This is a genomic window from Variovorax sp. 38R (assembly GCF_014843395.1).
Lineage (GTDB): Bacteria > Pseudomonadota > Gammaproteobacteria > Burkholderiales > Burkholderiaceae_C > Variovorax > Variovorax paradoxus_H.
Genome location: NZ_CP062121.1, coordinates 3240927 through 3265494, shown reverse-complemented (window position 1 = coordinate 3265494; position 24568 = coordinate 3240927). Strand labels below are relative to the sequence as shown.

General features: G+C 67.9%; 19 protein-coding genes. 12 read left to right on the top strand and 7 right to left on the bottom strand.

All coding sequences use genetic code 11. The annotated features are described in order from the left end of the window. Nucleotides 1–41 precede the first annotated feature (41 nt). The 5 genes from smc (at nucleotide 42) to def (ending at nucleotide 7937) form a co-directional block, all read left to right on the top strand. Nucleotides 42–3557 (top strand): chromosome segregation protein SMC, encoded by a 3516-nt coding sequence (gene smc, locus IG196_RS14920; protein ID WP_192196756.1) that lies wholly within the window; start codon nucleotides 42–44, stop codon nucleotides 3555–3557. A 13-nt stretch (nucleotides 3558–3570) separates the two neighbouring features. Further along, entirely contained in the window at nucleotides 3571–4677 is a 1107-nt protein-coding gene (locus IG196_RS14915; RefSeq protein WP_192196755.1) for a cell division protein ZipA C-terminal FtsZ-binding domain-containing protein, read from the top strand. A gap of 26 nt (nucleotides 4678–4703) precedes the next feature. Then, nucleotides 4704–6800: an NAD-dependent DNA ligase LigA gene (gene ligA / locus IG196_RS14910; protein WP_192196754.1), complete on the top strand. Its 2097-nt coding sequence runs from the start codon at nucleotides 4704–4706 to the stop codon at nucleotides 6798–6800. A 119-nt stretch (nucleotides 6801–6919) separates the two neighbouring features. Beyond that, nucleotides 6920–7342 carry a hypothetical protein gene (locus IG196_RS32055; RefSeq protein WP_225617046.1) on the top strand — a complete coding sequence of 141 codons (423 nt, stop codon included), beginning with the start codon at nucleotides 6920–6922 and terminating at the stop codon, nucleotides 7340–7342. Between the two features lie 55 nt (nucleotides 7343–7397). Beyond that, nucleotides 7398–7937 carry a peptide deformylase gene (gene def, locus IG196_RS14900; RefSeq protein WP_101491620.1) on the top strand — a complete coding sequence of 180 codons (540 nt, stop codon included), beginning with the start codon at nucleotides 7398–7400 and terminating at the stop codon, nucleotides 7935–7937. A 28-nt stretch (nucleotides 7938–7965) separates the two neighbouring features. Here the strand turns inward: def and IG196_RS14895 are convergent, their stop codons facing one another. Continuing rightward, the gene (locus IG196_RS14895) at nucleotides 7966–8355 is read right to left on the bottom strand and encodes a DoxX family protein (protein WP_192196753.1); all 390 of its coding nucleotides are present in this window, start codon (nucleotides 8353–8355) and stop codon (nucleotides 7966–7968) included. Between the two features lie 176 nt (nucleotides 8356–8531). On the opposite strand from IG196_RS14895, the gene IG196_RS14890 reads away from it, so the two are divergent. From IG196_RS14890 to IG196_RS14880, 3 genes are read left to right on the top strand one after another with little or no spacing between them, the layout of a single operon-like run. After that, nucleotides 8532–9575 (top strand): amino acid ABC transporter substrate-binding protein, encoded by a 1044-nt coding sequence (locus tag IG196_RS14890; protein WP_192197023.1) that lies wholly within the window; start codon nucleotides 8532–8534, stop codon nucleotides 9573–9575. Further along, entirely contained in the window at nucleotides 9572–10573 is a 1002-nt protein-coding gene (locus IG196_RS14885; protein ID WP_192196752.1) for an amino acid ABC transporter permease, read from the top strand. The genes IG196_RS14890 and IG196_RS14885 overlap by 4 nt, the downstream gene beginning before the upstream one ends. Next, on the top strand, nucleotides 10570–11628 hold the full coding sequence (locus IG196_RS14880; RefSeq protein ID WP_192196751.1) for an amino acid ABC transporter permease: 1059 nt from the start codon (nucleotides 10570–10572) through the stop codon (nucleotides 11626–11628). The genes IG196_RS14885 and IG196_RS14880 overlap by 4 nt, the downstream gene beginning before the upstream one ends. On the opposite strand, the gene IG196_RS14875 is transcribed toward IG196_RS14880, so the two are convergent. The 3 genes from IG196_RS14875 to IG196_RS14865 all read right to left on the bottom strand — a co-directional run bounded on the left by IG196_RS14875 (nucleotide 11583) and on the right by IG196_RS14865 (nucleotide 14034). Continuing rightward, a complete protein-coding gene (locus IG196_RS14875) occupies nucleotides 11583–11996 on the bottom strand; it encodes a PPC domain-containing DNA-binding protein (RefSeq protein ID WP_192196750.1) in 414 nt (137 codons plus the stop codon). The two genes, IG196_RS14880 and IG196_RS14875, sit on opposite strands and share 46 nt — an antisense overlap. Nucleotides 11997–12012: 16 nt before the next feature. Then, complete coding sequence (gene pgm / locus IG196_RS14870; RefSeq protein ID WP_192196749.1) at nucleotides 12013–13668, bottom strand: phosphoglucomutase (alpha-D-glucose-1,6-bisphosphate-dependent); 1656 nt, start codon at nucleotides 13666–13668, stop codon at nucleotides 12013–12015. A 123-nt stretch (nucleotides 13669–13791) separates the two neighbouring features. Continuing rightward, nucleotides 13792–14034, bottom strand: a complete 243-nt coding sequence (locus tag IG196_RS14865) for a hypothetical protein (RefSeq protein ID WP_101491614.1) — start codon at nucleotides 14032–14034, stop codon at nucleotides 13792–13794. Between the two features lie 200 nt (nucleotides 14035–14234). Here IG196_RS14865 and IG196_RS14860 point away from each other — a divergent pair, with 200 nt between their 5' ends. Next, entirely contained in the window at nucleotides 14235–14867 is a 633-nt protein-coding gene (locus IG196_RS14860) for a response regulator (RefSeq protein WP_192196748.1), read from the top strand. Between the two features lie 53 nt (nucleotides 14868–14920). After that, nucleotides 14921–15265 (top strand): hypothetical protein, encoded by a 345-nt coding sequence (locus IG196_RS14855; protein WP_192196747.1) that lies wholly within the window; start codon nucleotides 14921–14923, stop codon nucleotides 15263–15265. A 24-nt stretch (nucleotides 15266–15289) separates the two neighbouring features. Here the strand turns inward: IG196_RS14855 and IG196_RS14850 are convergent, their stop codons facing one another. Both IG196_RS14850 and map read right to left on the bottom strand, forming a co-directional pair. Beyond that, on the bottom strand, nucleotides 15290–17899 hold the full coding sequence (locus IG196_RS14850; protein WP_101491611.1) for a [protein-PII] uridylyltransferase: 2610 nt from the start codon (nucleotides 17897–17899) through the stop codon (nucleotides 15290–15292). Nucleotides 17900–17921: 22 nt separating this feature from the next. Continuing rightward, nucleotides 17922–18746, bottom strand: coding sequence for a type I methionyl aminopeptidase (gene map, locus IG196_RS14845; RefSeq protein ID WP_099789155.1), 825 nt, complete (start codon nucleotides 18744–18746; stop codon nucleotides 17922–17924). A 201-nt stretch (nucleotides 18747–18947) separates the two neighbouring features. Here map and purL point away from each other — a divergent pair, with 201 nt between their 5' ends. Next, complete coding sequence (purL, locus tag IG196_RS14840) at nucleotides 18948–22955, top strand: phosphoribosylformylglycinamidine synthase (protein WP_192196746.1); 4008 nt, start codon at nucleotides 18948–18950, stop codon at nucleotides 22953–22955. 114 nt (nucleotides 22956–23069) lie between these two features. On the opposite strand, the gene IG196_RS14835 is transcribed toward purL, so the two are convergent. After that, on the bottom strand, nucleotides 23070–23771 hold the full coding sequence (locus tag IG196_RS14835; RefSeq protein WP_225617045.1) for a GntR family transcriptional regulator: 702 nt from the start codon (nucleotides 23769–23771) through the stop codon (nucleotides 23070–23072). A gap of 104 nt (nucleotides 23772–23875) precedes the next feature. Here IG196_RS14835 and IG196_RS14830 point away from each other — a divergent pair, with 104 nt between their 5' ends. Then, nucleotides 23876–24562 (top strand): DUF2848 domain-containing protein, encoded by a 687-nt coding sequence (locus tag IG196_RS14830; RefSeq protein ID WP_192196745.1) that lies wholly within the window; start codon nucleotides 23876–23878, stop codon nucleotides 24560–24562. The last annotated feature ends 6 nt before the right edge of the window (nucleotides 24563–24568 follow it).

Here is a 24568-nt window from a genome sequence, read left to right as displayed (position 1 = left end):
AATCAATACCTTGGCGCTAAGCCAAGGCAGGGCGACAAGTCGTGCGTCTTAACTCCATCAAGCTCTCGGGCTTCAAGTCGTTCGCCGAACCCACCAACTTCCTGCTGCCGGGCCAACTGGTCGGGGTGGTGGGGCCGAACGGCTGCGGCAAGTCGAACATCATGGACGCCGTGCGCTGGGTGCTCGGCGAGTCGCGTGCGTCGGAACTGCGCGGCGAGTCGATGCAGGACGTGATCTTCAACGGCACGACCACCCGCAAGCAAGCCAGCCGTTCGAGCGTCGAGCTGGTGTTCGACAACGCCGACCACCGCGCCGGCGGCCAGTGGAACCAGTTCACCGAAATCGCCGTGCGCCGCGTGCTCACGCGCGACGGCACCAGCAGCTACTACATCAACAACCAGCCGGTGCGCCGCCGTGACGTGCAGGACGTGTTCCTGGGCACCGGCCTCGGGCCGCGCGCCTACGCCATCATCGGCCAGGGCACGATCAGCCGGATCATCGAATCCAAGCCCGAAGAACTGCGCCTGTTCCTCGAAGAAGCCGCGGGTGTCTCCAAGTACAAGGAGCGCCGCCGCGAAACCGAGAACCGCCTGGGCGACACGCGCGAGAACCTCACGCGCGTCGAAGACATCCTGCGCGAACTCAACGCCAACCTCGAAAAGCTCGAGAAGCAGGCGGAGGTGGCGGCGCGCTACAACGCGTTGCAGGGCGATGCCACGAAGAAGCAGCACCAGCTGTGGTTCCTCAAGCGCGGTGAAAGCGATGCCGACCAGGCCAAGATCAAGGCCGATTCGGAAAAGGCCATCAACGACCTCGAATCGCGCACCGCCGACCTGCGCCGCATCGAGTCCGAACTCGAAACCGTGCGCCAGGCCCACTACGGCGCCGGCGACCTGGTGAACCAGGCGCAGGGCAAGCTGTACGAAGCCAGCGCCGAAGTCGGCCGGCTCGAAGGCGAGATCCGCTTCGTGGTCGAAGGCCGCCAGCGCGTCGAGCAGCGCCTGGTGCAACTGCGCGAACAGATGGGCCAGTGGGGCCGCCGCCGCGAAGAAGCCGAAGCCGAAATCGAGACGCTGGCTGGTGCCGGCGTCGATGCCGAAGAGCAGGCCATCCTGCTGGCCGCGCAGCTCGAAGAGCACGACGCACGCCTGCCTGACCTCGAAGAGGCCGTGCAGCGTGCGCAGAACGAAGCCAACACCCAGCGCGCCACGGTGTCGCAGGTGCAGCAGCAGATCCAGGTGCTGGCCGCCGACCAGCGCAACATCGAAGACCAGAGCCGCCAGCTCACGCTGCGCAGCGAGCGCCTGCGCGCCGACCAAAATGCGCTGGCCGCACCCGATGAAGACCGGCTGACCGAAATGCAGGAGCAGCTGGCCGCGGCGCAAGAAGCCGCCAGCGAGTCCGATGCCCGCCTGCAGGAACTGCAGGAGGCCGTGCCGCAGCTCGACGAGGACCGTCGCGCCAAGCAGCAGGCCGTCAACACCGAGGGCGCCCGCCACGCCGAGTTCTCGGCCCGCCTCGAAGCGCTGCGCGCGCTGCAGGAGAAGGTCAAGACCGACGGCAAGCTCGCGCCCTGGCTCGCCAAGCACGGCCTCGACGGCCTGCAAGGCCTGTGGAGCCGCATCCACATCGAACAGGGCTGGGAGAGCGCGCTCGAAGCCGCGTTGCGCGAGCGCCTGGGCGCGCTCGAAGTCAGCCGGCTCGACATGGTGCGTGCCTTCGGCAACGACGCGCCGCCCGCCAAGCTCGCCTTCTACAGCCCGCCTGCCGCCGGCGTACCGCAAGCCGCGGGCGCACTGCCCAAGCTCTCGAGTCTCCTGCGCCTGAACGACGCTGGCCAGCAAGCGCTGCTGAACGACTGGCTGTACGGCTGCTTCACGGCTGAGACTTTCGAAGAGGCGCTGGCCCAGCGCGCCACGCTGCAGCCCGGCGAGGTGATCTACGTGCGCAGCGGCCATGCCGTGTCGTCGCACAGCGTGAACTTCTACGCGCCCGATTCCGAGCAGGCCGGCCTCCTGGCCCGCCAGCAGGAAATGGAAAACCTCGAGCGCCAGCTCAAGGCCCAGACGCTCATCAACGAAGAGGCGCGCACCGCGCTGGTCCGCGCCGAAGCCGCGTACGGCGATGCCGCGCAGCGCCTCGTCACGGCCCGCCGCGAAGCCGCCGAAACGCAGTCGCGCGCCCATGAACTGCAGGTCGAAACGCTGCGCATGACGCAGCTCGCTGAACAAACTCGCGCGCGCAGCCAGCAGCTGGCCGCCGACCTCGGCGAGGTCGATGCCCAGCTCGAAGAGCTGCAAGAAAAACGCATCGCCGCCGAAGGCCGCTTCGAAGAGCTCGACATGCAACTGGCCGACAGCCAGGAGCGCCATGCGCAGCTCGACGAGCGCGTGATCGAGGCCGGTCGCACGCTGAATGCCAGCCGCGAACAGCACCGCAGCCTCGAGCGGCAGGCGCAGGAAGCCACCTTCTCGCAGCGCACGCTCGAAGCGCGTCGCGGCGAACTGAACCGCAGCATCGAAACCGCCTCGCAGCAGACCGTCGCGCTGACCGACGAAGACGAGCGCGCCCGCGCCGAGCTGAGCCGCCTGTCGGACGCCGCCGCGCAAGCCGGCCTGCAGGATGCGCTGTCGCTCAAGCTGGAGCGCGAGACCGCCTTGGGCGCGGCGCGCAGCCAGTACGACGATCTCACGCTCAAGCTGCGCGCCAGCGACGAACGCCGGCTGCAGCTCGAACGCGAACTCGATCCGCTGCGCCAGCGCATCACCGAGTTCCAGCTCAAGGAACAGGCCGCGCGCCTGGGTGTCGAGCAGTACCAGCAGTTGCTGGACGACGCCGGTGCCGACCTCGAAGCGGTCGCGCAATCGATCGAGACCGAGAAGGTGCGCCTGACCGGCTTGCAAAGCGAAATCGATCGGCTGAACCGCGAAGTGGTCGCGCTGGGCGCCGTCAACCTCGCCGCGCTCGACGAACTCGCGATTGCGAGCGAGCGCAAGATCTTCCTGGACGCGCAGTCGGCCGACCTGAACGAAGCCATCGGCACGCTCGAAGACGCCATCCGCAAGATCGACGCCGAAACGCGCGACCTGCTCGGCGGCACCTTCAAGATCGTCAACGAGCACTTCAGCCGCATGTTCCCCGAGCTGTTCGGCGGCGGCAATGCACGCCTCGTGATGACCGGCGACGAAATCCTCGATGCCGGTGTGCAGGTGCTCGCGCAGCCGCCCGGCAAGAAGAATCAGACCATCCACCTGCTCTCGGGCGGCGAGAAGGCGCTCACGGCCATTGCGCTCGTGTTCGCCATCTTCCAACTCAACCCGGCGCCTTTCTGTCTGCTGGACGAAGTGGACGCGCCGCTGGACGACGCCAACACCGAACGCTACGCCAAACTCGTGACCGCCATGAGCCGTGAAACCCAGTTCCTCTTCATCAGCCATAACAAGATCGCCATGGAAATGGCCGAACAGCTGATCGGCGTGACCATGCAGGAGCAGGGCGTGTCGCGCATCGTTGCGGTCGACATGGAGTCGGCGGCCTCGATGGTCGAAGCGGCATAAGGCAGGCGCGCGCATGAGCAATCTCACCCTCGCCCTGGCGATCCTCGGCGGCCTCGTTCTCGCGGCCGTCGTTGCGTACAACACCCTGATGTCGCGCCGCAATGCGCCGCGCCAACCCGACGCGGTCGATGTCGCCTTGGCCGAAGCCGAGCGCGCGCTGGCCGGCGGCAGCGACGGCGGCGTGGAGCCGATGCTCCATGCCGATCCGAGCCAGGTGGCCGGCAGCGACCGCCACGAGCCACTGTTCGACCCCGATCTGCCCGCGCCCAGCGGCGTGCCCGTGCCCACGGGCGAGCGCCGCGGCGGGCTCGATCCGCTGATCGACGTCATCGCACCCATTTCGCTCGAAGGCCTGGCCTCGGGCGATGCCGCCCTCGCGGCCATGCCCTCGACGCGCCGCGCCGGCAGCAAGCCGGTGGCCATCGAAGGCCTGAACGATCTCACCAGCCAGTGGGAGCCGCCGGCGCCCGGGCAGCGCTACCGCGCCTTCCAGGTCGGCGTGCAGCTGGCCAACCGCACCGGGGCGCTCAACGAGATCGAGTACTCCGAGTTCGTGGTCAAGGCGCAGGCCTTCGCCGACGCGGTGAACGGCGCGCCCGAGTTTCCCGAGATGCTCGACGAAGTGGCGCGTGCCCGTGAGCTCGACCAGTTCGCCAGCGCGCACGACGCGCAACTGGGCTTCGTGCTGCGCGCGCTGCATGCGGCCTGGAGTCCTGGCTACGTGCAGCAGAACGCCGCGCGGCTGGGCTTCGTCGCCGGGATCATCCCGGGGCGCATGGTGCTGCCGACCAGCGAGGTCGGCCTGCCACCGATCCTCGGGCTCTCGTTCGACACCCAGGCCGCGCTGGCCGACGATCCGGCGCAATCGGCGATTCGCGAACTCAGCCTGAGCCTCGATGTGCCGCAGGTCGATCGCGGCGAAGAGCCGTTCCGCCGCATGCGTGAAGCCGCTGCCACGCTCGCCCGCGAGATGGACGGCGTGGTCACCGACAGCGACGGCCAGTTGCTGCGCGACGAAACCATGGACGTGATCGGCACCGACCTCGAGCAGCTGTACGACACGCTCGACGCACGCGACCTCGCCGCCGGCTCGCCGCTGGCGCGACGCCTCTTCAGCTGATCCGTCTTTTCCCCGAGGGACACCCCATGACCACGCGCGACGAAGCGGCACGCGAAGCCGCCGCACTGAGCGAGCAGCTGCATCGCCACGCCCATCTGTACTACGTGCTCGACGCCCCCGAGCTGCCCGACGCCGAGTACGACAAGATGTTCCAGCGCCTGCAGGTGCTGGAAACCGAGTTTCCCGAGCTGCGCACGCCCGATTCGCCGACGCAACGCGTGGGCGGTGCGGTGCTCGATGGGCTGGCCAAGGTGCGGCATCGCGTGCCGATGCTGTCGATCCGCACCGAGACCGACATCACACCGACCGGCGCTAGCGCCTTCGATGCGCGCGTGCGCCGCGAACTGGGCCTGGCCGAAGACGCGCCGCAGATTGCCTATGTCTGCGAGCTGAAGTTCGACGGGCTGGCCATGAGCCTGCGCTACGAACACGGCGTGCTGGTGCAGGCCGCCACGCGCGGCGACGGCGAGGTGGGCGAGGACGTCACGCAGAACATCCGCACCATCCGTGAGATTCCGCTGAAGCTCAAAGGCACGGCGCCGCCCGTGGTCGAGGTGCGCGGCGAGGTCTACATGAAGCGCGCCGATTTCGACGCCCTCAACGAGCGCCAGCGCGAGAAGATCGCCGCCGGGCAGAAGAACGAAAAGGTGTTCGTCAACCCGCGCAATGCAGCGGCCGGTGCGGTGCGCCAGCACGATCCCGCGATCGCGGCGGCGCGGCCGCTGAGCTTCTTCGCTTACGGCCTCGGCGAGGTCTCGCCGACGAGCGAAGGCGGGCCTGAGATTGCCACCCAGTTCGACTGGCTGCAGCAGTTTCATGCATGGGGGTTTCCGGTCGCAACGCAGACTGCGCGGGCGACAGGTGCTATTGAACTGATAGCGTTCCACGAAACCATCGGCCGCCAGCGCGATGCGCTGCCGTACGACATCGACGGCGTGGTCTACAAGGTCGACAGCCTGGAGCTGCAGCGACAGCTGGGTTTTGTCTCGCGCGAACCGCGCTGGGCCGTGGCCCACAAGTACCCGGCGCAGGAGCAGCTGACCGAGGTGGTCGGCATCGAGATCCAGGTGGGCCGCACCGGCAAGCTCACGCCGGTCGCCAAGCTGGCGCCGGTGTTCGTCGGCGGCGTGACCGTGACCAACGCCACGCTGCACAACGAGGACGAAGCCCGCCGCAAGGACGTGCGCATCGGCGACACGGTCATCGTGCGGCGCGCCGGTGACGTGATTCCCGAAGTGGTGGGCGTCGCGCCCGACAGCCTGGCCAAGCCCGACGACCAGCGCGGCGCGATCTTCACCATGCCACACAAGTGCCCCGTGTGCGATTCGGAGGCCGTGCGGGAGGAGGGCGAGGTCGACTACCGCTGCACCGGCGGCCTGTTCTGCGCAGCGCAGCGCAAGGAAGCCATCCTGCATTTCGCGGCGCGGCGCGCGGTCGATGTCGACGGGCTGGGCGACAAGCTGGTCGAACAGCTGGTCGATGCCAACCTGATCCGCACCTTGCCCGATCTCTACAAGCTCGGCTTCGTCACGTTGGCGGGCCTGGACCGCATGGCGGAAAAGTCGGCCAAGAACCTTGTCGATGCGCTCGAAGCCTCCAAGAAGACGACGCTGCCGCGCTTCCTGTTCGGCCTGGGCATTCGCCACGTGGGCGAGAGCACGGCGAAAGACCTCGCCAAGCATTTCGGCAAGCTCGACGCGATCATGGATGCGACCGAGGAGCATTTGCTCGAAGTGAACGACGTCGGCCCCGTGGTGGCGCAAAGCCTGCGCACCTTCTTCGACCAGCCGCACAACCGTGAGGTGGTCGAACAGCTGCGCGCCTGCGGCCTGACCTGGGAAGAGTTCGAGCCAGAAGCCCGTGCGCCCAAGCCTTTGGCGGGGATGACCTTCGTGATCACCGGCACCCTTCCTACGCTGAGCCGCGACGATGCGAAGGATAAATTGGAGGCAGCCGGTGCCAAGGTGGCCGGCTCCGTCAGCAAGAAGACCCACTACCTCGTGGCCGGGGAAGAGGCTGGCAGCAAGCTCGACAAGGCGCGTGACATCGGCGTCACGGTGATCGACGAGGCGCGTATGCTGGAGATCCTCGCAAACGGGGTGGCGCCGGCCTCCGAGGCCTGAGCCGGTCGGTGCCGTTGACTGGGGCCCTTACCGCCCGTTACGCGACTTCACATCCGCGCAGTCAACAGGGTCTACAAGCGGACGTTGAAAGACTACAGAAGGCCGACAAGGAGTCCCTCATGCAAAAAATTCGTGTTCTCGCTACCAGCCTCGCACTCGGCGGCATCGCGCTGCTGAGCGGCTGCGTGGCCGTTCCAGGCGATCCGTACTACTCCGGCGGCTATTCCGACCCGTACTACTCCGATCCTGGTCCCGTGGTGGTGCCGGCGCCGGTCTACATCCAGGGTGGCGGCTATTACGACAACCGGCGTCCGTACTACGACCGTCGTCCTTACTATGGCCGACCCGGCTATCCCGCGGTGCGTCCCAGCTATCCAGCCGTGCGGCCGACCTATCCATCCGGCCGTCCGCCGGTTCAGATGCGTCCGCCGGCCGTTTCGCCTGCGCACCCGGGCGTGTCGCCCAACTACCCGAGCAACGCGATGCGCCCGCCGCCGGGCGTGCCGTGGCGTGACGCGCCGGCGCTGGCCGACAAGCCCTGACAACAAGGCAAGCACACGCCCCAGCGAGGGCGTGGCGCGCTGGCCATAATCCCGCATGGCCTTCCGCGAAATTCTCAAAATGGGCGACCCCCGGCTGCTGCGTACCGCGCAGCCGGTCGCTGCTTTCGACACCGACGAACTGCACCTGCTGGTGCGCGACATGTTCGAGACCATGAAAGCGGTCAATGGCGCCGGCCTTGCGGCGCCGCAGATCGGCGTCGATCTGCAGCTGGTGATCTTCGGCACCGACACTGTCAACCCCCGCTACCCCGACGCACCGCCGGTGCCGCGCACCGTGCTGCTCAATCCTGTCATCACGCCGCTGGGCGATGAAGAGGAAGAGGGCTGGGAAGGCTGTCTGTCAGTGCCAGGTCTGCGCGGCGTGGTGCCGCGCTTCGCCCACATCCGCTACACGGGCTTCGACCTGTATGGCGACCCGATCGACCGCACCGCCGACGGTTTTCATGCGCGCGTGGTGCAGCACGAAGTCGATCACCTGTTCGGCAAGCTGTATCCGATGCGGGTGCGTGATTTCTCGCGCTTCGGCTACACCGAGGTCCTGTTTCCAGGCCTCGATGCGGCCGACGACGACTGACGCGTCGTCCGTCGGTTGGCTGGCTGGCTTACTTGTTGTTGAGCCCGAAGCGTCCGCCGCCAGTGAGCGCAAGCGAGATGGCCGCGAACAGGAACATGCCCTGCAGCTCGAGTGCCCAGCCGCCTTGCGCATTCAGCGCGCCCAGATCCTTGCGGTGCGCCAGCCAGATCGCCACGACCATGTTGACGGCCACGACCAGCGCGGCGGGCCGCGTGAACAGGCCGACGATCAGCAGCACCGGCGCCAGGATCTCGCCCACGTAGACGAGGTAGGCCAGCACCGCGGGCACGCCGTGCGACGCGAGCATGCCGCCGATGCCGTCGACGCCCTTGCCGACTTTCGCAATGCCGTGCAGCAGGATGAGGATGCCCAGCGCAACGCGCAGGATGAGCTTGCCGGTGTCGTCGGACTTGACCATGGTGTGATTCCTGTTCGGGAGTGATGAAAGGGCCGTATGGTAGTGAAACTCGCCGCGCCGCCAACCGGTCGCCCGCGAACGAATCGACATATGTATCCAACGCAGGGTTCTTTGTCACCGACCTGCGTCGCCCCGTACACTGCCTTTTGCCTACTGTTGAGGAGCACACACCAATGATGAAAAACACCCGATTTCGCCCGGCACTGCTGGCCGCCGCTTCCGTTCTCGCGCTGGCCGCCGGGGCCGCGGCCCCGGCCTTCGCCGGCAAGACGCTCGATGCAGTCAAGCAGCGCGGCACCGTCAAGTGCGGCGTGACCAACGGCGTGGCGGGTTTTTCGGCGCCTGACACGCAGGGCAACTGGTCGGGCCTGGACGTCGACACCTGCCGCGCCATTGCCGCGGCCGTGCTGGGCGATCCGAAGAAGGTCGACTTCGTGCCGCTCAACTCGCAGCAGCGCTTCTCGGCCCTGCAGGCCGGCGAGATCGACATCCTCGCGCGCAACACCACCTGGACGCTCACGCGCGACGCGTCGCTGGGCTTCAACTTCACCACCATCACCTACTACGACGGCCAAGGCTTCCTGGTGCCCAAGAAGCTCAAGGTGACGAGCGCCAAGCAGCTCAAGAACGCCACCATCTGCACGCAGTCGGGCACGACCAACGAGAAGAACGTGTCGGACTACTTCCGCGCGCAGAACATCCCGGTGAAGACCGTCGTGTTCGAGAGCTTCGAAGCCTCGTTCAAGGCCTTCTTCTCGGGTCGCTGCCAGGCCTTCACCACCGACGCCTCGGCGCTGGCCGGCCTGCGCAACAAGGAAGCGCCGAACCCCGACGACTACCTGATCCTGCCCGAGCTGATCTCCAAGGAGCCGCTCGCGCCGCTGGTGCGCCGCGGCGACGACGAGTGGTTCGCCATCGCCAAGTGGGTGCCCAACGCGCTCATCGAGGCGGAAGAATTCGGCGTCACCCAAGCCAACGCCGACCAGCTCAAGGCCGGCAGCAAAGACCCGGCGCAGCAGCGCCTGCTCGGCGCCGGTGAAGACCTCGGCAAGCTGCTGGGCTTGGACAAAGACTGGTCGTACCGCGCCATCAAGGCCGTGGGCAACTACGGCGAGATGTTCGAGCGCAACGTCGGACCGAAGTCGGTGCTCAAGCTGCCGCGCGGCTCCAACAACCTCTGGAGCAAAGGCGGCCTGATCTACGCACCACCGGTGCGATGAGGCAGGAGGGCGCCTCGCGCCGCGGCGCCTGGCTGGCCTGGCTTGTGCAGGCCCTTTTGGTGCTGGCCGTCGTGGCCGGCGCCGTCTGGGTGGTGAACCATGCGCTCGACGTGCTGCGTTCACGCGGCGTGCGTTCGGGTTTCGACTTCCTCACCGAGCCCTCGGGCTTTTCGATCAGCGAAGGCTGGCTCGACTTCGATGCCAGCCAGCCCTCGTGGCGCGCGTTCCTCGCGGGCCTGATCAACACCGTGCGCGCGGCCGTGCCCGCCGCCATCTTCGCGGTCGTGCTCGGCACGCTGATCGGCATCGGCCGGCTCGCGCCGCACGTGCTGCTGCGCGGCATCTGCACGGCGTATGTTGAGTTGCTGCGCAACGTGCCGCTGCTGGTGCAGCTGCTGATGCTGGCTTTCGCGATGGCCAACCTGCTGCCCGATCCGACCGAGCCCGTGCACCTGCTGCCGGGCGTGTGGCTCAGCAAGGGCGGGCTCAGCGTGCCCTGGCCCGTGGCGGGCGAGGGCGGCTGGTGGCCCACGCATTTCGAATGGCCCGAGCGCGGTGACTTCGGTGTGAGCGGCGGCGCCGCGCTGAGCCCGGAGTACGTGACCATCGTCGCCGGGCTGTCGCTGTATTCGGCGGCTTTCGTCGCCGAAATCGTGCGTGCCGGCATCCTCTCGGTCTCGCAGGGGCAGGTACTGGCGGGGCAGGCGCTGGGGCTGTCGTCGGTGCAGCAGCTGCGCATCGTGATCCTGCCGCAGGCGCTGCGCGTGATCGTGCCCTCGCTCACCAACCAGCTGCTGAGTCTTACCAAGAATTCATCGCTCGCCGTGGCCGTGGGCTACCCGGAGCTGGTGTCGGTGGCCAACACCACGATCGGCTCGAACGGCCGCGCCTTCGAGTGCATCGCGATCATCATGGCGGTGTACCTGCTGCTGTCGCTCGTGATCTCCTTTGGCATGAACCGCTACAACGCGCGCGTCGCGCTGCGAGGCTGGCGATGAGAAACGTCGCGCAAGGCCCGATCGCATGGCGCAGCGAGCTGTGGGGGGCGCCGCTGCGTGCACTGGCCACGGTGCTGCTGCTGGGCCTGCTCGCGTGGGCGGGCTTCCACGCGTTCGAATGGGGCGTGGTGCACGCCGTGTTCCGCCCCGACGCCGACGCTTGTCGCGCGGTGCAGCACGGCGCCTGTTGGGGCGTGGTGGCCGAGAAGTGGCGGCCGATGCTGTTCGGTCGTTTCCCGTATGAAGAGCAGTGGCGTCCGGCCATCGCAGTGGTCGTGCTGTCCGCTGTGACCGTGCTCAGCGCCTGGCCGCGCAGCTGGCGCTGGTGGCTGGTGCCGCTGTGGCTCGTGGCGCTGTTGCTGTTCGTCGCGCTGATGCACGGCGGCGTGGCCGGGCTGAGCGTGGTGCCGACCAGTCGCTGGGGCGGCCTGCCGCTCACCATCGGGCTCGCTGTGGTCGGGTTGGCGCTGGCATTTCCGCTGGCGCTGCTGCTCGCGATGGGGCGGCGCTCCGAATGGCCCGTGGTGCGCACGCTGAGCGCGAGCTACATCGAGCTGGTGCGCGGCGTACCGCTGATCTCGGTGCTGTTCATGGCCTCGTTCCTGCTGCCGCTGCTGTGGCCCGCCGGCTGGCAGCCCGACGTGCTGGTGCGCGTGCTGATGGGGCTGACGCTGTTCGTGGCGGCCTACTTGGCGGAGATCATCCGCGGCGGCCTGCAGGCCGTGCCGCGCGGCCAGACCGAGGTGGCGATGGCGCTGGGTTTCGGCCGCTGGCCGGTGCAGCGCGACATCGTGCTGCCGCAGGCGCTGCGCCTCGTGGTGCCCGCGCTGACCAACAGCGTGGTCGGCACGCTGAAGGACACCTCGCTGGTCACTGTGGTTGGCCTGTTCGAACTGACCGGCGCACTCGGGCTGGCGCTGGGCGGCGATCCGGTCTGGCGGCCGTTCTATCTCGAGGGCTACCTGTTCGTGGCGGCCGTCTACTGGCTGCTGTGCTTCGGGCTGTCGCGCTACAGCGTCTGGCTGGAGCGGCGTCTGGGCACCAGCTCGGCGTAGCCGGTCTGCGCATCGGGCTCGCGCGAGAAGCGCCACTCAGGCAGCACCGCAACGAGGATCTCGGCCGTGGTGCGCACCACGCAGCCCGGTGCCGCATGGCCGCCCGACACCCGGCCCGTTGCGTCCGACACGCTGAGATGCAGGTGCGAGCCATCGGGCGACAGCGTGCCGGCGAGCGTGAGGATTTCAAGGTCGCCTTCGATGCGCGTCGCCGTGTCTGCGCCCGCGAAACGGATGCGCGCGCCGCGCAGGCTGCCGATGCCCGAGACCACGAAGGCTGCGTCGCCGATGCCGTCTTGTTTCAGAACGGCGTCGAGCGCTGCGCGCAGGTCGTAGCCGGGTTGCAGCCGCAGCACGAGCGTGTCCATGCGCTGTTGCCTCGCGTCAGCTCGCCGACAGCGCCTTGTCGACCACCTGTTGCGCCTCGCCGAGGATGCGTGCGAGGTGCTCGTCGCCGAGGAAGCTCTCGCCGTAGATCTTGTAGATGTTCTCCGTGCCCGAAGGCCGCGCGGCGAACCAGCCGTTCTCGGTGACGACCTTCACGCCGCCGATGGCCGCGCCGTTGCCCGGTGCGTGGCTCAGCACGTTCTCGATCTTCTCGCCCGCCAGCGTGGTCGAGGTGATCTGCTGCGGCGACAGGGCCGACAAGCGCTTCTTCTGCTCGGGCGTGGCGGGCGCGTCCACGCGGTCGGACACGGGGCGCCCCAGCGCCTGCGTCAGCGCATTGAAGCGCTCGCCGGGGTCGCGCCCGGTGCGCGCGGCGATCTCGGCCGAGAGCAGGGCGGGCACGATGCCGTCCTTGTCGGTGGTCCACGCGCTACCGTCGTGGCGCAGGAAGGTGGCGCCCGCGCTTTCCTCGCCGCCGAAGCCCAGCGAGCCGTCGACCAGCCCGTCGACGAACCACTTGAAGCCCACGGGCACTTCGTACAGCGGGCGGCCCAGCTGCGCGGCCACGCGGTCGATCATGCGGCTGCTGACCACCGTCTTGCCGACGGCCGCCTGTGCTGGCCAGTGAGGGCGGTGCGTGAAGAGGTAATCGATCATCACCGCGAGGTAGTTGTTCGGCTGCATCAGGCCCGCACTGCGCGTGACCACGCCGTGGCGGTCGTGGTCGGTGTCGCAGGCGAAGGCGATGCCGAAGCGGTCTTTCAGCGCGACCAGCCCGTGCATCGCATCGGGCGAGGACGGGTCCATGCGGATGCGGCCGTCCCAGTCGAGCGACATGAAGCGGAAGGTGGGGTCGACTGCCTGGCTCAGCACGTTCAGGCGCTGGAGCTTGTAGCGCGCGGCAATGGCGGGCCAGTAGTGCACGCCGGCACCGCCCAGCGGGTCGACGCCGAGGTCGATGGTGCCGCCGCGGATCGCGTCCATGTCGAGCACCTGGGCCAGGTCTTCGACGTAGGTGTTGAGGTAGTCGTGGCGGTGCGTGGTGGACGCCTTCAGCGCCTGCGCGAGCGGCATGCGCTTCACGCCTTCGAGCTTGTTCGCCAGCATCTGGTTGGCGGCTGCTTCGACGGCGGAGGTGATGTCGGTGCCCGCCGGGCCGCCGTTCGGCGGGTTGTATTTGAAGCCACCGCTTTCGGGCGGGTTGTGCGAGGGCGTGATCACGATGCCGTCGGCCAACCCTGTCGTGCGTCCGCGGTTGTAGACCAGGATGGCGTGCGACACGGCGGGCGTGGGCGTGTACTCGTCGTCTTTCGAGAGCATCAGCTCAACGCCGTTGGCTGCCAGCACCTCGACCGCGCTGGCGAAGGCGGGCGTGGACAGCGCGTGCGTGTCGATGCCCAGGAACAGCGGGCCGTCGATGCCCTTCTGCTTGCGGTAATCGCAGATGGCCTGGCTGATCGCCAGCACATGCCATTCGTTGAAGGCGTCGTCGAACGAGGAGCCACGATGGCCCGAGGTGCCGAAGGCCACGCGCTGGCTCGGCACGGCCGGGTCGGGGCGACCGGTGTAGTAGGCCGAGACGAGGCGCGGCACGTCCACCAGCAGATCAGACGGGGCCGGCTGGCCCGCGAGGGGATGGGAAGAAGTGCTCATGTCGAAAGCGGGTGATGAAAGGGAGCGTGCCGGCGGTGCCGTGCGCGGCCTTTCAGCATACGCCATGGCCGGGGCCGGCTTGCCGCCTGCGCGCCCGTTCGCAGCGGTTCGCTTACAACCCTTTCAATGTGAGCGCCGCGCGCGGACCCGCTCCGGGCCGTCGCCCGTGGCCAGCCATCGGGCGGGCACGTCGAAGTACGCGGCGATCGTCGGCAGGTGCAGGGTGCCGGCGCAGCTGTGGCGGTCTGTCAGCCAGCGCACGACCGTGGCGTCACTGACGCCGCATTGACGCGCGAGTTCGGATTTCCACCGAGGCTGCGACTCGGCGACGAGCGAGATCAGGCGGTCTTGAAAGCTGGCGTTCATGGTCGGCCTCCCTTTGCGGCAACAGCGGTCGGGTGGGAATCTCCTCCAAACGCGCCACGGGCCCAACCCCTCCTTCGCAGGGGACTGGTAGTTTTTTGCGTGGAGGGTGATCTAGTTCCGACGCGCGGTGGGTGCGGCCGTCGACGCCGGCGTCAGAATGAGGCCGCATATCGACCAAAAAAGTTCGAAGGGGGTGTGCCATGAAAGTGATGATGCTGGACGACCACGCGTTGTTCCGTGCGGGCCTGCGCATGCTGCTGGAGAGCATGGAGCACAGCGCCGAAATCTTCGAAGCCGCCACGGTCGACGAGGCCTGCGCCCTGGCGCTGCGGCACCCCGACCTGGCGATCTGTCTGCTGGACCTCGAGCTCAAGGGCGAGTACGGCCTCGACGCGCTGGTGCGTCTGAAAGCGGGGGCGCCCGACATCGCGGTGGTGGTGGTGTCGGCATCGACCGATGTCGACATCATCCGTGGCTGCCTGGAGGCCGGTGCCATGAGCTTCGTGCCCAAGAGCATGCCCGCCGACTTCCTGAAACGCGCCTTCGAGACCGTGCTCGCGGGAGAGGTTTACCTTCCTCAGGAGATCCTGCACCTCGGGCCGAAGAGCGTCGCCAGGCCGACGCTCAGTCCACGGCAGGCCGACACGTTGCACGGCCTGGCGCGCGGGCTGCCGACCAAGTCGATCGCGCGCGAGCTCGGTCTTTCGGAGCACACGGTCAAGGAGTACATCGGCACGCTGTTCCAGGCGCTGGGTGTGCACAATCGCACCGAGGCCGTGATCACGGGCATCCGCCTGGGGCTGCTGTCCCCGTTGCAGCGCAAGGGGTCATGAACAGGCCGCCGCGGGCGGCTAAGCTTCAGGCTGGTTTCAAGGAGCAAGACAAGATGCGCATGACGATTGGCCGGTACGGGGTTCTTCTGATGGCTGCGGCCCTCGCTGCAGTGCTCGCGGGCTGCGAAGCCCCGCCCAAGGACCGGCCGCTCACCTCTGAAGTGCCCGCCCCGCCGAGCTTCGCGCCGCCGCCCGAGAGTTGCCAGGCCCCGGAAGTGCGCTTTGCGCTCGGCTTGCAGGCGACGCGTCCGTTGCTCGAAGAGATGCGCCAGCGCGCCGGCGCAAAAACCGCCCGCACGGTGCCGGCCACGGCCCCGGCCGATCCGGTACAGGACGCAACGCGGCTCAATGCACAGGTCGACCCCACGGGTCGCATCCTCGGCGCGTACTGCGGCTGAGCCGCGCACGCCAAATCCGCTGCCTCACTGGGAGGCCAGCGCCTCCATCAGGTCGGTCTCGATGGCCAGCTGCGTCTTCTGGCCCTGCAGTTCCGGCCCGCTGATGAGGAAGGTGTCTTCCACCCGTTCGCCCAAGGTCGTCACCTTCGCCAGTTGAAGGTTCAGGTGATGCCGCGCGAGCACGCGCGCCACCGAATACAGCAGGCCCGCGCGGTCGCTGGCCGAGATGCTGAGCAGCCAGCGCTGCGCCTTGTCGTCGGGCACGAGGCTGATGCGCGGCTTGATCGGAAAGCTGCGCACCCGGCGCGACACGCGACCCATGCTCGGCGCGGGCAGGGCGCCGGCCTCGGTGAGCGTTTGCGCCAGGCCCGTCTCGACCATGCTGATCAGGTCGCGGTAATGGTCGGGCTGGAAGGTCGTCACCACCTGGAAGGTGTCGAGCGCATAGCCGTTGCTCGTGGTGTGGACCTTGGCGTCCAGAATGCTGAACGAGGCCTGGTCGAAGTAGCCGCAGATGCGCGCAAACAGGTCGGACTGGTCGGGCGTGTAGACCACCACCTGCAGCCCTTCGCCCACCGGCGACAGGTGCGCGCGCACGATGGGCAGCGCCTTCGGGTCGATGGGCACGTTCTTCGGCGGCACGAAGCGCGAGAGCTGCTTGGCGTGCCAGGCGATCTCGGTGGCGTCGTGGCGCATGAAGTAGCCGACGTCGAGCGTCTCCCACAGCGCCTTGTGCGCCTCGAAGCGCTGCGCATGCAGGGCGAGCAGCACCAGCGCCTCGCGCTTGCGCGACTCGACCTCGGCGTCGGGGTCGGGCATGCGTCCGCCGAGCGCACGCAGCGTGAAGCGGTACAGGTCTTCGAGCAGCTTGCCCTTCCACGCATTCCACACGCGCGGCGAGGTGCCGCGGATGTCGGCAATGGTCAGCAGATACAGGGCGGTGAGGTAGCGCTCGTTGCCCACGCGCTTGGCGAAGGCGCCGATGACTTCGGGGTCGCTCAGGTCCTGCTTTTGCGCGACCTGGCTCATCACCAGATGCTCGGCCACGAGAAACTCGATGAGCTTGGCGTCTTCGCGGGCAATGCCGTGCTGCTTGCAGAAGCGCTGCACGTCGCGCGCGCCGAGCGTGGAGTGGTCGCCGCCGCGGCCCTTGGCGATGTCGTGGAAGAGGGCGGCCACGTAAAGAATCCAGGGCTTGTCCCAGCCGGCCGCGAGCTGCGAGCAGAACGGGTACTCGTGCGCATGCTCGGCAATGAAGAAGCGGCGCACGTTGCGCAGCACCATCAGGATGTGCTGGTCGACCGTGTACACGTGGAACAGGTCGTGCTGCATCTGCCCCACGATGCTGCGGAACACGCGCAGGTAGCGCCCCAGAACCGAGGTCTGGTTCATGAGCCGGAACGCATGCGTGATGCCGTAGGGCTGCTGCAGGATCCGCATGAAGGTCACGTGGTTGACCGGGTCGTTGCGGAACTTGCTGTCCATCACGTGGCGCGCGTTGTACAGCGCGCGCAGCGTGCGCGCCGACAGGCCCTTCACGCCGATGGTCTTCTGGTACAGCAGGAAGGTCTCGAGCACTGCGTGCGGCTCGCGCTCGTAGAGGTCGTCGCTGGCAATCTCGATGAGGCCGGCGCGCTCGTAGAAGCGTTCGTTGATGGTCGTGGGCTGCTCGTCGATGGGCTGCAGCCGCTCCGAAATATTGAGCAGCAGGATCTGGTTGAGCTGCGACACCGCCTTGGCCGCCCAGTAGTAGCGGCGCATCAGCGCCTCGCTCGACTTGCGCTGCGACTCGCTTTCGTAGCCGAAGCTCGCGGCCACGGCGGTCTGCAGGTCGAACACCAGACGGTCTTCGCGCCGGTTGGCAATCACGTGCAGGCGGGCGCGAATGAGCGAGAGCAGGGCTTCGTTGCGCTTGATCTGCTGCGCCTCGAAGGGCGTGGCCAGGCCGTTCTTGGCCAGGTCGTCCCAGCGGCTGCCGAAGCCGGCGGCCTTGCTCATCCAGAGGATGGTCTGCAGGTCGCGCAGGCCGCCCGGCGATTCCTTGCAGTTGGGTTCGAGCGCGTAGGGCGTGTTGTCGAACTTCTGGTGGCGGTGCCGCATTTCCTGCGACTTGGCCACGAAGAAAGCCTGCGGGTCGATGGCCTGGGTGAACTGGCGGCGAAAGGACGCAAAGAGCTTCTTGTCGCCCGTGATCAGGCGCGATTCGAGCAGCGAGGTCTGGACCGTGATGTCCTTGGCGGCCTCGTCCAGGCACTCGTCGAGCGTGCGCACGCTGGAGCCGATTTCCAGGCCGGCGTCCCAGCACTGGCCGATGAAGGCTTCGATGCGTGCCGGGTCGATGCCGCTGTCCTGGCCGTCGGGCGGCAGCAGCAGCAGCACGTCGACGTCCGAATACGGGAACAGCTCGCCGCGCCCGAAGCCGCCGACCGCAGCCAGCGCGAAGGCGTCGCCGAAGCCGGCTTCGTTCCAGAGCGCGGTCAGCGTCTGGTCGGCCAGCGCCGAGAGCTGGCGCAGCACCGTGTGGACGCTGCGGGTGGGCGCGCGTGCGAAGCGCAGGGTGTCGAAAAGGGCGAGCTTTTTCGCGCGATAGGCTTCGCGCAGCGTCGCCACGTCGATCTTGGCTGCTTCGATCACGACGGGGGCGCGCTGTGGCGCGTCAGGTTTTGGTCGAAGTGACGAAGGCCGGCAGCGGGGGGCTGCCTTCGGAGAGCGTCAGCACCTCGTAGCCGGTTTCGGTGACGAGCACCGTGTGCTCCCACTGGGCCGACAGCGAGTGGTCGCGCGTGACGATGGTCCAGCCGTCGTACTGGCCGCCCTTGAAGTCTTCCTTCACGTCGCGCTTGCCGGCGTTGATCATCGGCTCGATCGTGAAGATCATGCCGGGCTTGAGCTCTTCCATCGTGCCCGGGCGGCCGTAGTGCAGCACCTGGGGTTCTTCGTGGAAGCGCTGGCCCACGCCGTGGCCGCAGAACTCGCGCACGATCGAGAAGCCCTGGCCCTCGGCGAACTTCTGGATCGCATGGCCCACATCGCCCAGGTGGGCGCCGGGGCGCACCTGCAGGATGCCGTGCCACATGGCTTCGAAGGTGACGCTGCACAGGCGCTTGGCGGCAATGGAAGCGTCGCCGATCACGAACATGCGGCTGTTGTCGCCGAACCAGCCGTCCTTGATGACGGTGACGTCGACGTTCATGATGTCGCCCTTCTTCAGGGGCTTGTCATTGGGGATGCCGTGGCACACCACGTGGTTCACCGAGGTGCACAGCGACTTCGGGAACGGGACGCTGCTGGCGCCCATGTAGCCCACCGTGGCCGAGGTGGTGCCCTGCTTGACCATGTATTCGGCGGCCAGCCGGTCCACGTCGTTGGTCGTGATGCCGGGCTTGATGAAGGGCGTGAGGTAGTCCAGCACCTCGGAACCGAGGCGACAGGCGACCCGCATGGCTTCGATGCCTGCGGCGTCTTTGTAGGTAATGCTCATGCCCCGAATTATCCCATCCGGCAAATGAACCTGCCCCCGACACGGAGCACTTCGTGTTCCGTTGCCCCCCGAGGAGGGCGGCCCACTCGGGGCGGCCCGGCGTTGGCCTAAAATCCCGGGTTAACGCGGATGACCCCAGTCAGCGGCCCTCCGCCCTCGATTTCTTGATTCCCAACGCGGCCCCCAGGCCCCCCATCGACCGTGACGCAGCCCGCACCTCAAGCCCTTCCCGTCGTAACCTTGTTCGAGGGCGGCAGCGCACTCAGCGATTTCCGTGCACGCCAACTGCTGCCGAAACTGCAGGCCATCGAGCCGCGCATCGAGGGCATTTCGGCCCGTTTCGTCCACCTGGTGGTCACCGACGGGTCGCTCGATGCGGCCGACCGTGAACGCTTCGCCGCACTCCTGACCTACGGCGAGCCCTTCGAGGCCCTGGCGGCCAAGGCGAGCGCCTTGGTCGTGGTCACGCCCCGCCTGGGCACCGTGTCGCCCTGGGCTTCCAAGGCCACCGACATTGCCCACAACTGCGGCCTGGCGCTGCGCCGCGTGGAGCGCGTCACCCAGTACCGCCTGAAGCTCAAGGCGCCGCTGATCGGCAAGGCCCCTGTGCTCGAGGGCGACGCCCTGGCCGCCGTGGCCGGTCCGCTGCACGACCGCATGACCGAATCGGTGCTCGCCGCCGTCGAGCAGGCGGCCAGCCTGTTCAGCGAACTGCCGGCCCAGCCGATGGCGCAGGTCGATGTGCAAACGGGCGGACGCGAAGCCCTGGTCGCAGCCAATACCGGCTTCGGCCTGGCGCTGGCGGAAGACGAAATCGACTACCTCGTCGAAGCCTTCACCCGCCTGGGCCGCAACCCCAGCGACGTCGAGCTGATGATGTTCGCGCAGGCCAACAGCGAGCACTGCCGCCACAAGATCTTCAACGCCAACTTCACCATCGACGGCGTGGCCCAGCCGCAGAGCCTGTTCTCGATGATCCGCCACACGGAGAAGCAGAACCCGCAGCACACGGTGATCGCCTATGCGGACAACGCCTCGGTCATGGAAGGCGCGACCATCGAGCGCTTCATTCCCGTCGAAGGCTCGCAGAGCTATCAAAAAGATAGCGCCCTGAGCCACGTGCTGATGAAGGTCGAGACGCACAACCACCCGACCGCCATTTCCCCGTTCCCCGGCGCCTCGACCGGCGCGGGCGGCGAGATCCGCGACGAAGGCGCGACCGGCCGCGGCTCCAAGCCCAAGGCGGGCCTGACCGGCTTCACGGTGTCGAAGCTCTGGCCGGAAGACGGCCACTACGGCAAGCCCGAGCACATCGCGAGCCCGTTGCAGATCATGACCGAGGGCCCGCTCGGCGGCGCCGCGTTCAACAACGAATTCGGCCGTCCCAACCTGCTGGGCTACTTCCGCGAGTACGAGCAGGCCGTGACCAGCGACCTCGACACCGTGCAGCGCGGTTACCACAAGCCCATCATGATCGCGGGTGGCCTGGGCAGCATTGACGCCACGCAGACCAAGAAGATCCTGTTCCCGGCCGGCTCGCTGCTGATCCAGCTCGGCGGCCCCGGCATGCGCATCGGCATGGGTGGCAGCGCCGCCAGCTCGATGGCCACCGGCGCCAACGCGGCCGAGCTCGACTTCGACTCGGTGCAGCGCGGCAACCCCGAAATCGAACGCCGTGCGCAAGAGGTCATCAACCACTGCTGGCAGCAGGGCACGGCCAACCCGATCCTCGCGATCCACGACGTGGGCGCGGGCGGCCTGAGCAATGCCTTCCCTGAGCTGACCAACGACGCCGGCCGCGGCGCGCGCTTCGACCTGCGCGCCGTGCCGCTCGAAGAGTCGGGCATGGCGCCCAAGGAAATCTGGTGCAACGAGAGCCAGGAGCGCTACGTGCTGGCCATCGCGCCGGAATCGCTCGAGCAGTTCAAGGCCTTCTGCGAGCGCGAGCGCTGCCCGTTCTCGGTCGTCGGCGTGGCGACCGAAGAGCGCCAGCTGCTGGTGGCCGACGAAGGCGCCGCGGTGCAGCCCGTCGACATGCCGATGGACGTGCTGCTCGGCAAGCCGCCCAAGATGCACCGCGACGTGAAGACCGTGGCGCGCAGCTTCAAGCCCCTCGACCTCACGGGCGTCGACCTGCAGAAGGCCGCCATCGACGTGCTCGCGCACCCGACCGTGGCCTCGAAGCGCTTCCTCATCACCATCGGCGACCGCACCGTGGGCGGCCTGACGCACCGCGACCAGATGGTCGGCCCGTGGCAGGTGCCCGTGGCCGATTGCGCCGTGACGCTGGCCGACTACAAGGGCTTCGCCGGCGAAGCCATGAGCATGGGCGAGCGCACGCCGCTGGCCGCGCTCGACGCGCCGGCCTCGGGCCGTATGGCCGTGGCCGAGGCCATCACCAACCTGCTGGCCGCGCCCATCGAGCTGTCGCGCGTCAAGCTGTCGGCCAACTGGATGGCCGCCTGCGGTGAGCCCGGCGAAGACGCCGCGCTGTACGAAACCGTGAAGGCCGTGGGCCTGGAACTGTGCCCGGCGCTGGGCGTGTCGATTCCGGTCGGCAAGGATTCGCTGTCGATGCGCACGCAGTGGAAGGACGATGGCGAAGCCAAGAAGGTCACGTCGCCCGTGAGCTTGATCGTCACCGCCTTCGCTTCGCTGGCCGACGTGCGCGGCACGCTCACGCCGCAGCTCGACGCCACGGAAGACGACACCACGCTGGTGCTCATCGACCTCGGCCGTGGCCAGCACCGCATGGCCGGCAGCATCCTGTCGCAGACGCTCAACCAGAGCGGCGACACCGTGCCCGACCTCGACGACCCGGCGCAACTGGTCGCGCTGGTCAACGCCGTGAACGCGCTGCGCGCCGACGGCAAGATCCTCGCAATGCACGACCGCAGCGACGGCGGCTTGTTCGCCACCGCCTGCGAAATGGCCTTTGCCGGCCACGTCGGTGTGGCGCTCAATGTCGACATGCTCGTCACCGAAGGCGACGGCATTTCCGACAGCCGCATGGAAACCGGCGACGCCAAGAACTGGGCGCAGCAGGTCAGCGCGCGCCGCGAAGAACTCACGCTCAAGGCGCTGTTCAACGAAGAGCTGGGCATGGTGCTGCAGGTGCGCACCGCCGAGCGCAACGACATCATGCAGGTGCTGCGCGCCCACGGCCTCAGCGCGCACAGCCACTTCGTCGGCAAGACGCGCCCCGCCAGCTCGGCCATGGACGCCGGCAAGGGCAAGCTCGAAGTCTGGCGCGATGCCAAGTCGGTGTTCAGCGCGTCGCTGCACGACCTGCACCAGGTCTGGGATTCGGTCAGCTGGAAGATCGCCCGCGAGCGCGACAACCCGGCCTGCGCCGATGCCGAGCACGCCGCCGCCGGCGTGCCGAACGACCCGGGCATGCATGTGTTCCTGCCGAACGCCCCGGTGGCACCCGCCATCCTGCAATCGCGCCCCAAGGTCGCGATCCTGCGGGAGCAGGGCGTCAACTCGCACGTCGAGATGGCGTATGCCTTCACCGAAGCCGGCTTCGAGGCCTACGACGTCCACATGACCGACCTGCAGACGGGCAGGGCGGACCTCGCCAACTTCAAGGGCGTGGTCGCCTGCGGCGGCTTCAGCTACGGCGACACGCTGGGCGCCGGCATCGGTTGGGCGCGCAGCATCACCTTCAACCCGAAGCTGGCCGAGCAGTTCAAGACCTTCTTCGGCCGCACCGACACCTTCGGCCTGGGCGTGTGCAACGGCTGCCAGATGTTCGCCGAGCTGGCCGACATCATTCCGGGCGCCGACGCCTGGCCGCGCTTCACCACCAACCAGAGCGAGCGTTTCGAGGCGCGCCTGTCGATGGTCGAAGTGCTCGAGTCGCCGAGCATCTTCTTCGCCGGCATGGCCGGCAGCCGCCTGCCGATCGCGGTGGCGCACGGCGAGGGCTATGCCAACTTCAAGCACCGCGGCGACGCCGCCAAGGCCATCGGCGCGATGCGCTTCGTGGACAACCACGGCCAGCCGACCGAGCAGTACCCGTTCAACCCGAACGGCAGCGCCGGCGGCCTGACCTCGGTGACCACGCCGGACGGCCGCTTCACCGCCGTGATGCCGCACCCCGAGCGCGTGTTCCGCAACATCCAGACGAGCTGGACCTCGGGCGACAAGAGCGACCTGAGCCCGTGGATGCAGATCTGGCGCAACGCGCGCAAGTGGGTGGGGTGATCGGGCGCCCTCAGGCCGAGCAAACGGCCTGACTCAGGTCAACAAGAAATGCCCTCCAGGCTTGGGTCTGGAGGGCATTTTTCATGGGGGTTGGTGCGCCTGAAGCGCCGTCGATCAGCGCTGGCTGTTCAACATCGACGCCTTGAACGACAGCACATGCGTCTTCGCCGCGTCGGCCGCCGCGTCGGCGTCGTGCCGCTGCAGCGTGGCGACGATGATGCGGTGCTCTTCGATCACCTCTGCCAGGTGCCCCTCGGCGGCCAGTGAAATCGCCCAGAAGCGCTGCGAGCGCGCGTGCAGCACGCTCAGGATGTCCTGCAGCATGGCGTTGCGAGCCGCCGCCGCGATCTTCTCGTGGAAGAGCCGGTCGAGGTTCATCACCGACATCGCATCGCGCCGCTGCGCCGCGGCCTCGAACTGCTCGGCGATGGCCTGCAGCTCGGCCAGCTCGGTCTCGGTGATGGCCGCCGCGGCCAAGCGCATGCACAGCACTTCGTTCACCAGCCGGACCTCGATGAGCTCCAGCGCGTCGTTGATCGACAGCGGCGAAGCCATGGCGCCCTTGCGCGGAATGATGCGGACCAGGCCCTCGGCCGACAGGCGATGCAGCGCCTGGTTGACTGGCGTGCGGCCCACGCCCAGCCGCTCCATCACCTGGGCGGTGTTGAGGTACTCCCCGGGCTTGTAGGCCAGGGTCACCAGGGCTTCCTTCAGGCGCAGGTAGGCCGTCTCGTTGAGGGAGATGGCTGCTTCGGGCCGCCGGGCGGGGGCTTTGCGGGCGGGCGTGGCTGCTTTCATCGGCGCGAGGGTCTTCATGGTGGGGTGCCCTGATGGTACCTGTGGGAAATCCCTTTGAAGTTTTTGTGGACTCACTGTAATATCGTTGTGAAATTTCACTGAAACTTCAACAGAGCACCGCCATGAACCTGTCTTTTGAACTTCCCGAAGGGAATGCCCCGCAAACGCTGAGCTTCGAGGCCAGGCACCTCGTGATCGCCGGCTGGACCGGGCGCGACACCGCCGCCATCGAGCACCACATCGAGGAACTCGCCGAGCTGGGCGTGCCCGCGCCCAGCGCCGTGCCGCTGTTCTACCGGGTGGCCACCCAGCAGCTGAGCCAGGCCGACGTCGTGCAGGTGGTGGGGGCCGACACCTCGGGCGAGGTCGAGCCGCTGCTGTTCCTGCACGGGGGCGAGTTCTTCGTGTCGATCGGCTCGGACCACACCGACCGCGCCCTGGAAGCGCACAGCGTGGCACTGTCGAAGCAGATCTGCGTCAAGCCCGTGGCGCGCAGCGCCTGGCGGCTGGCCGACGTGCAGGACCGCTGGGACACGCTGGTGCTGCGTTCGTGGATCGAGGAGGGCGGTGAATGGCGCCTGTACCAGGAAGGCACGCTGGCCGCGCTGCGCCCGCCGGCCGATCTGCTGGCGCGCTGCGCCGCGGCCGACGGCGAACCGGCCGACGGTTTCGCGATGACCTGCGGCACGGTCGGCGCCATCGGTGGCATCCGCCCGGCCGCGCGCTTTCGCATGGAGCTCGTGGACGAGTACACCGGCCGCCGCATCGCGCACGAGTACCGCGCGGTCTCGCTGCCCATCGTCGCCTGACGCACA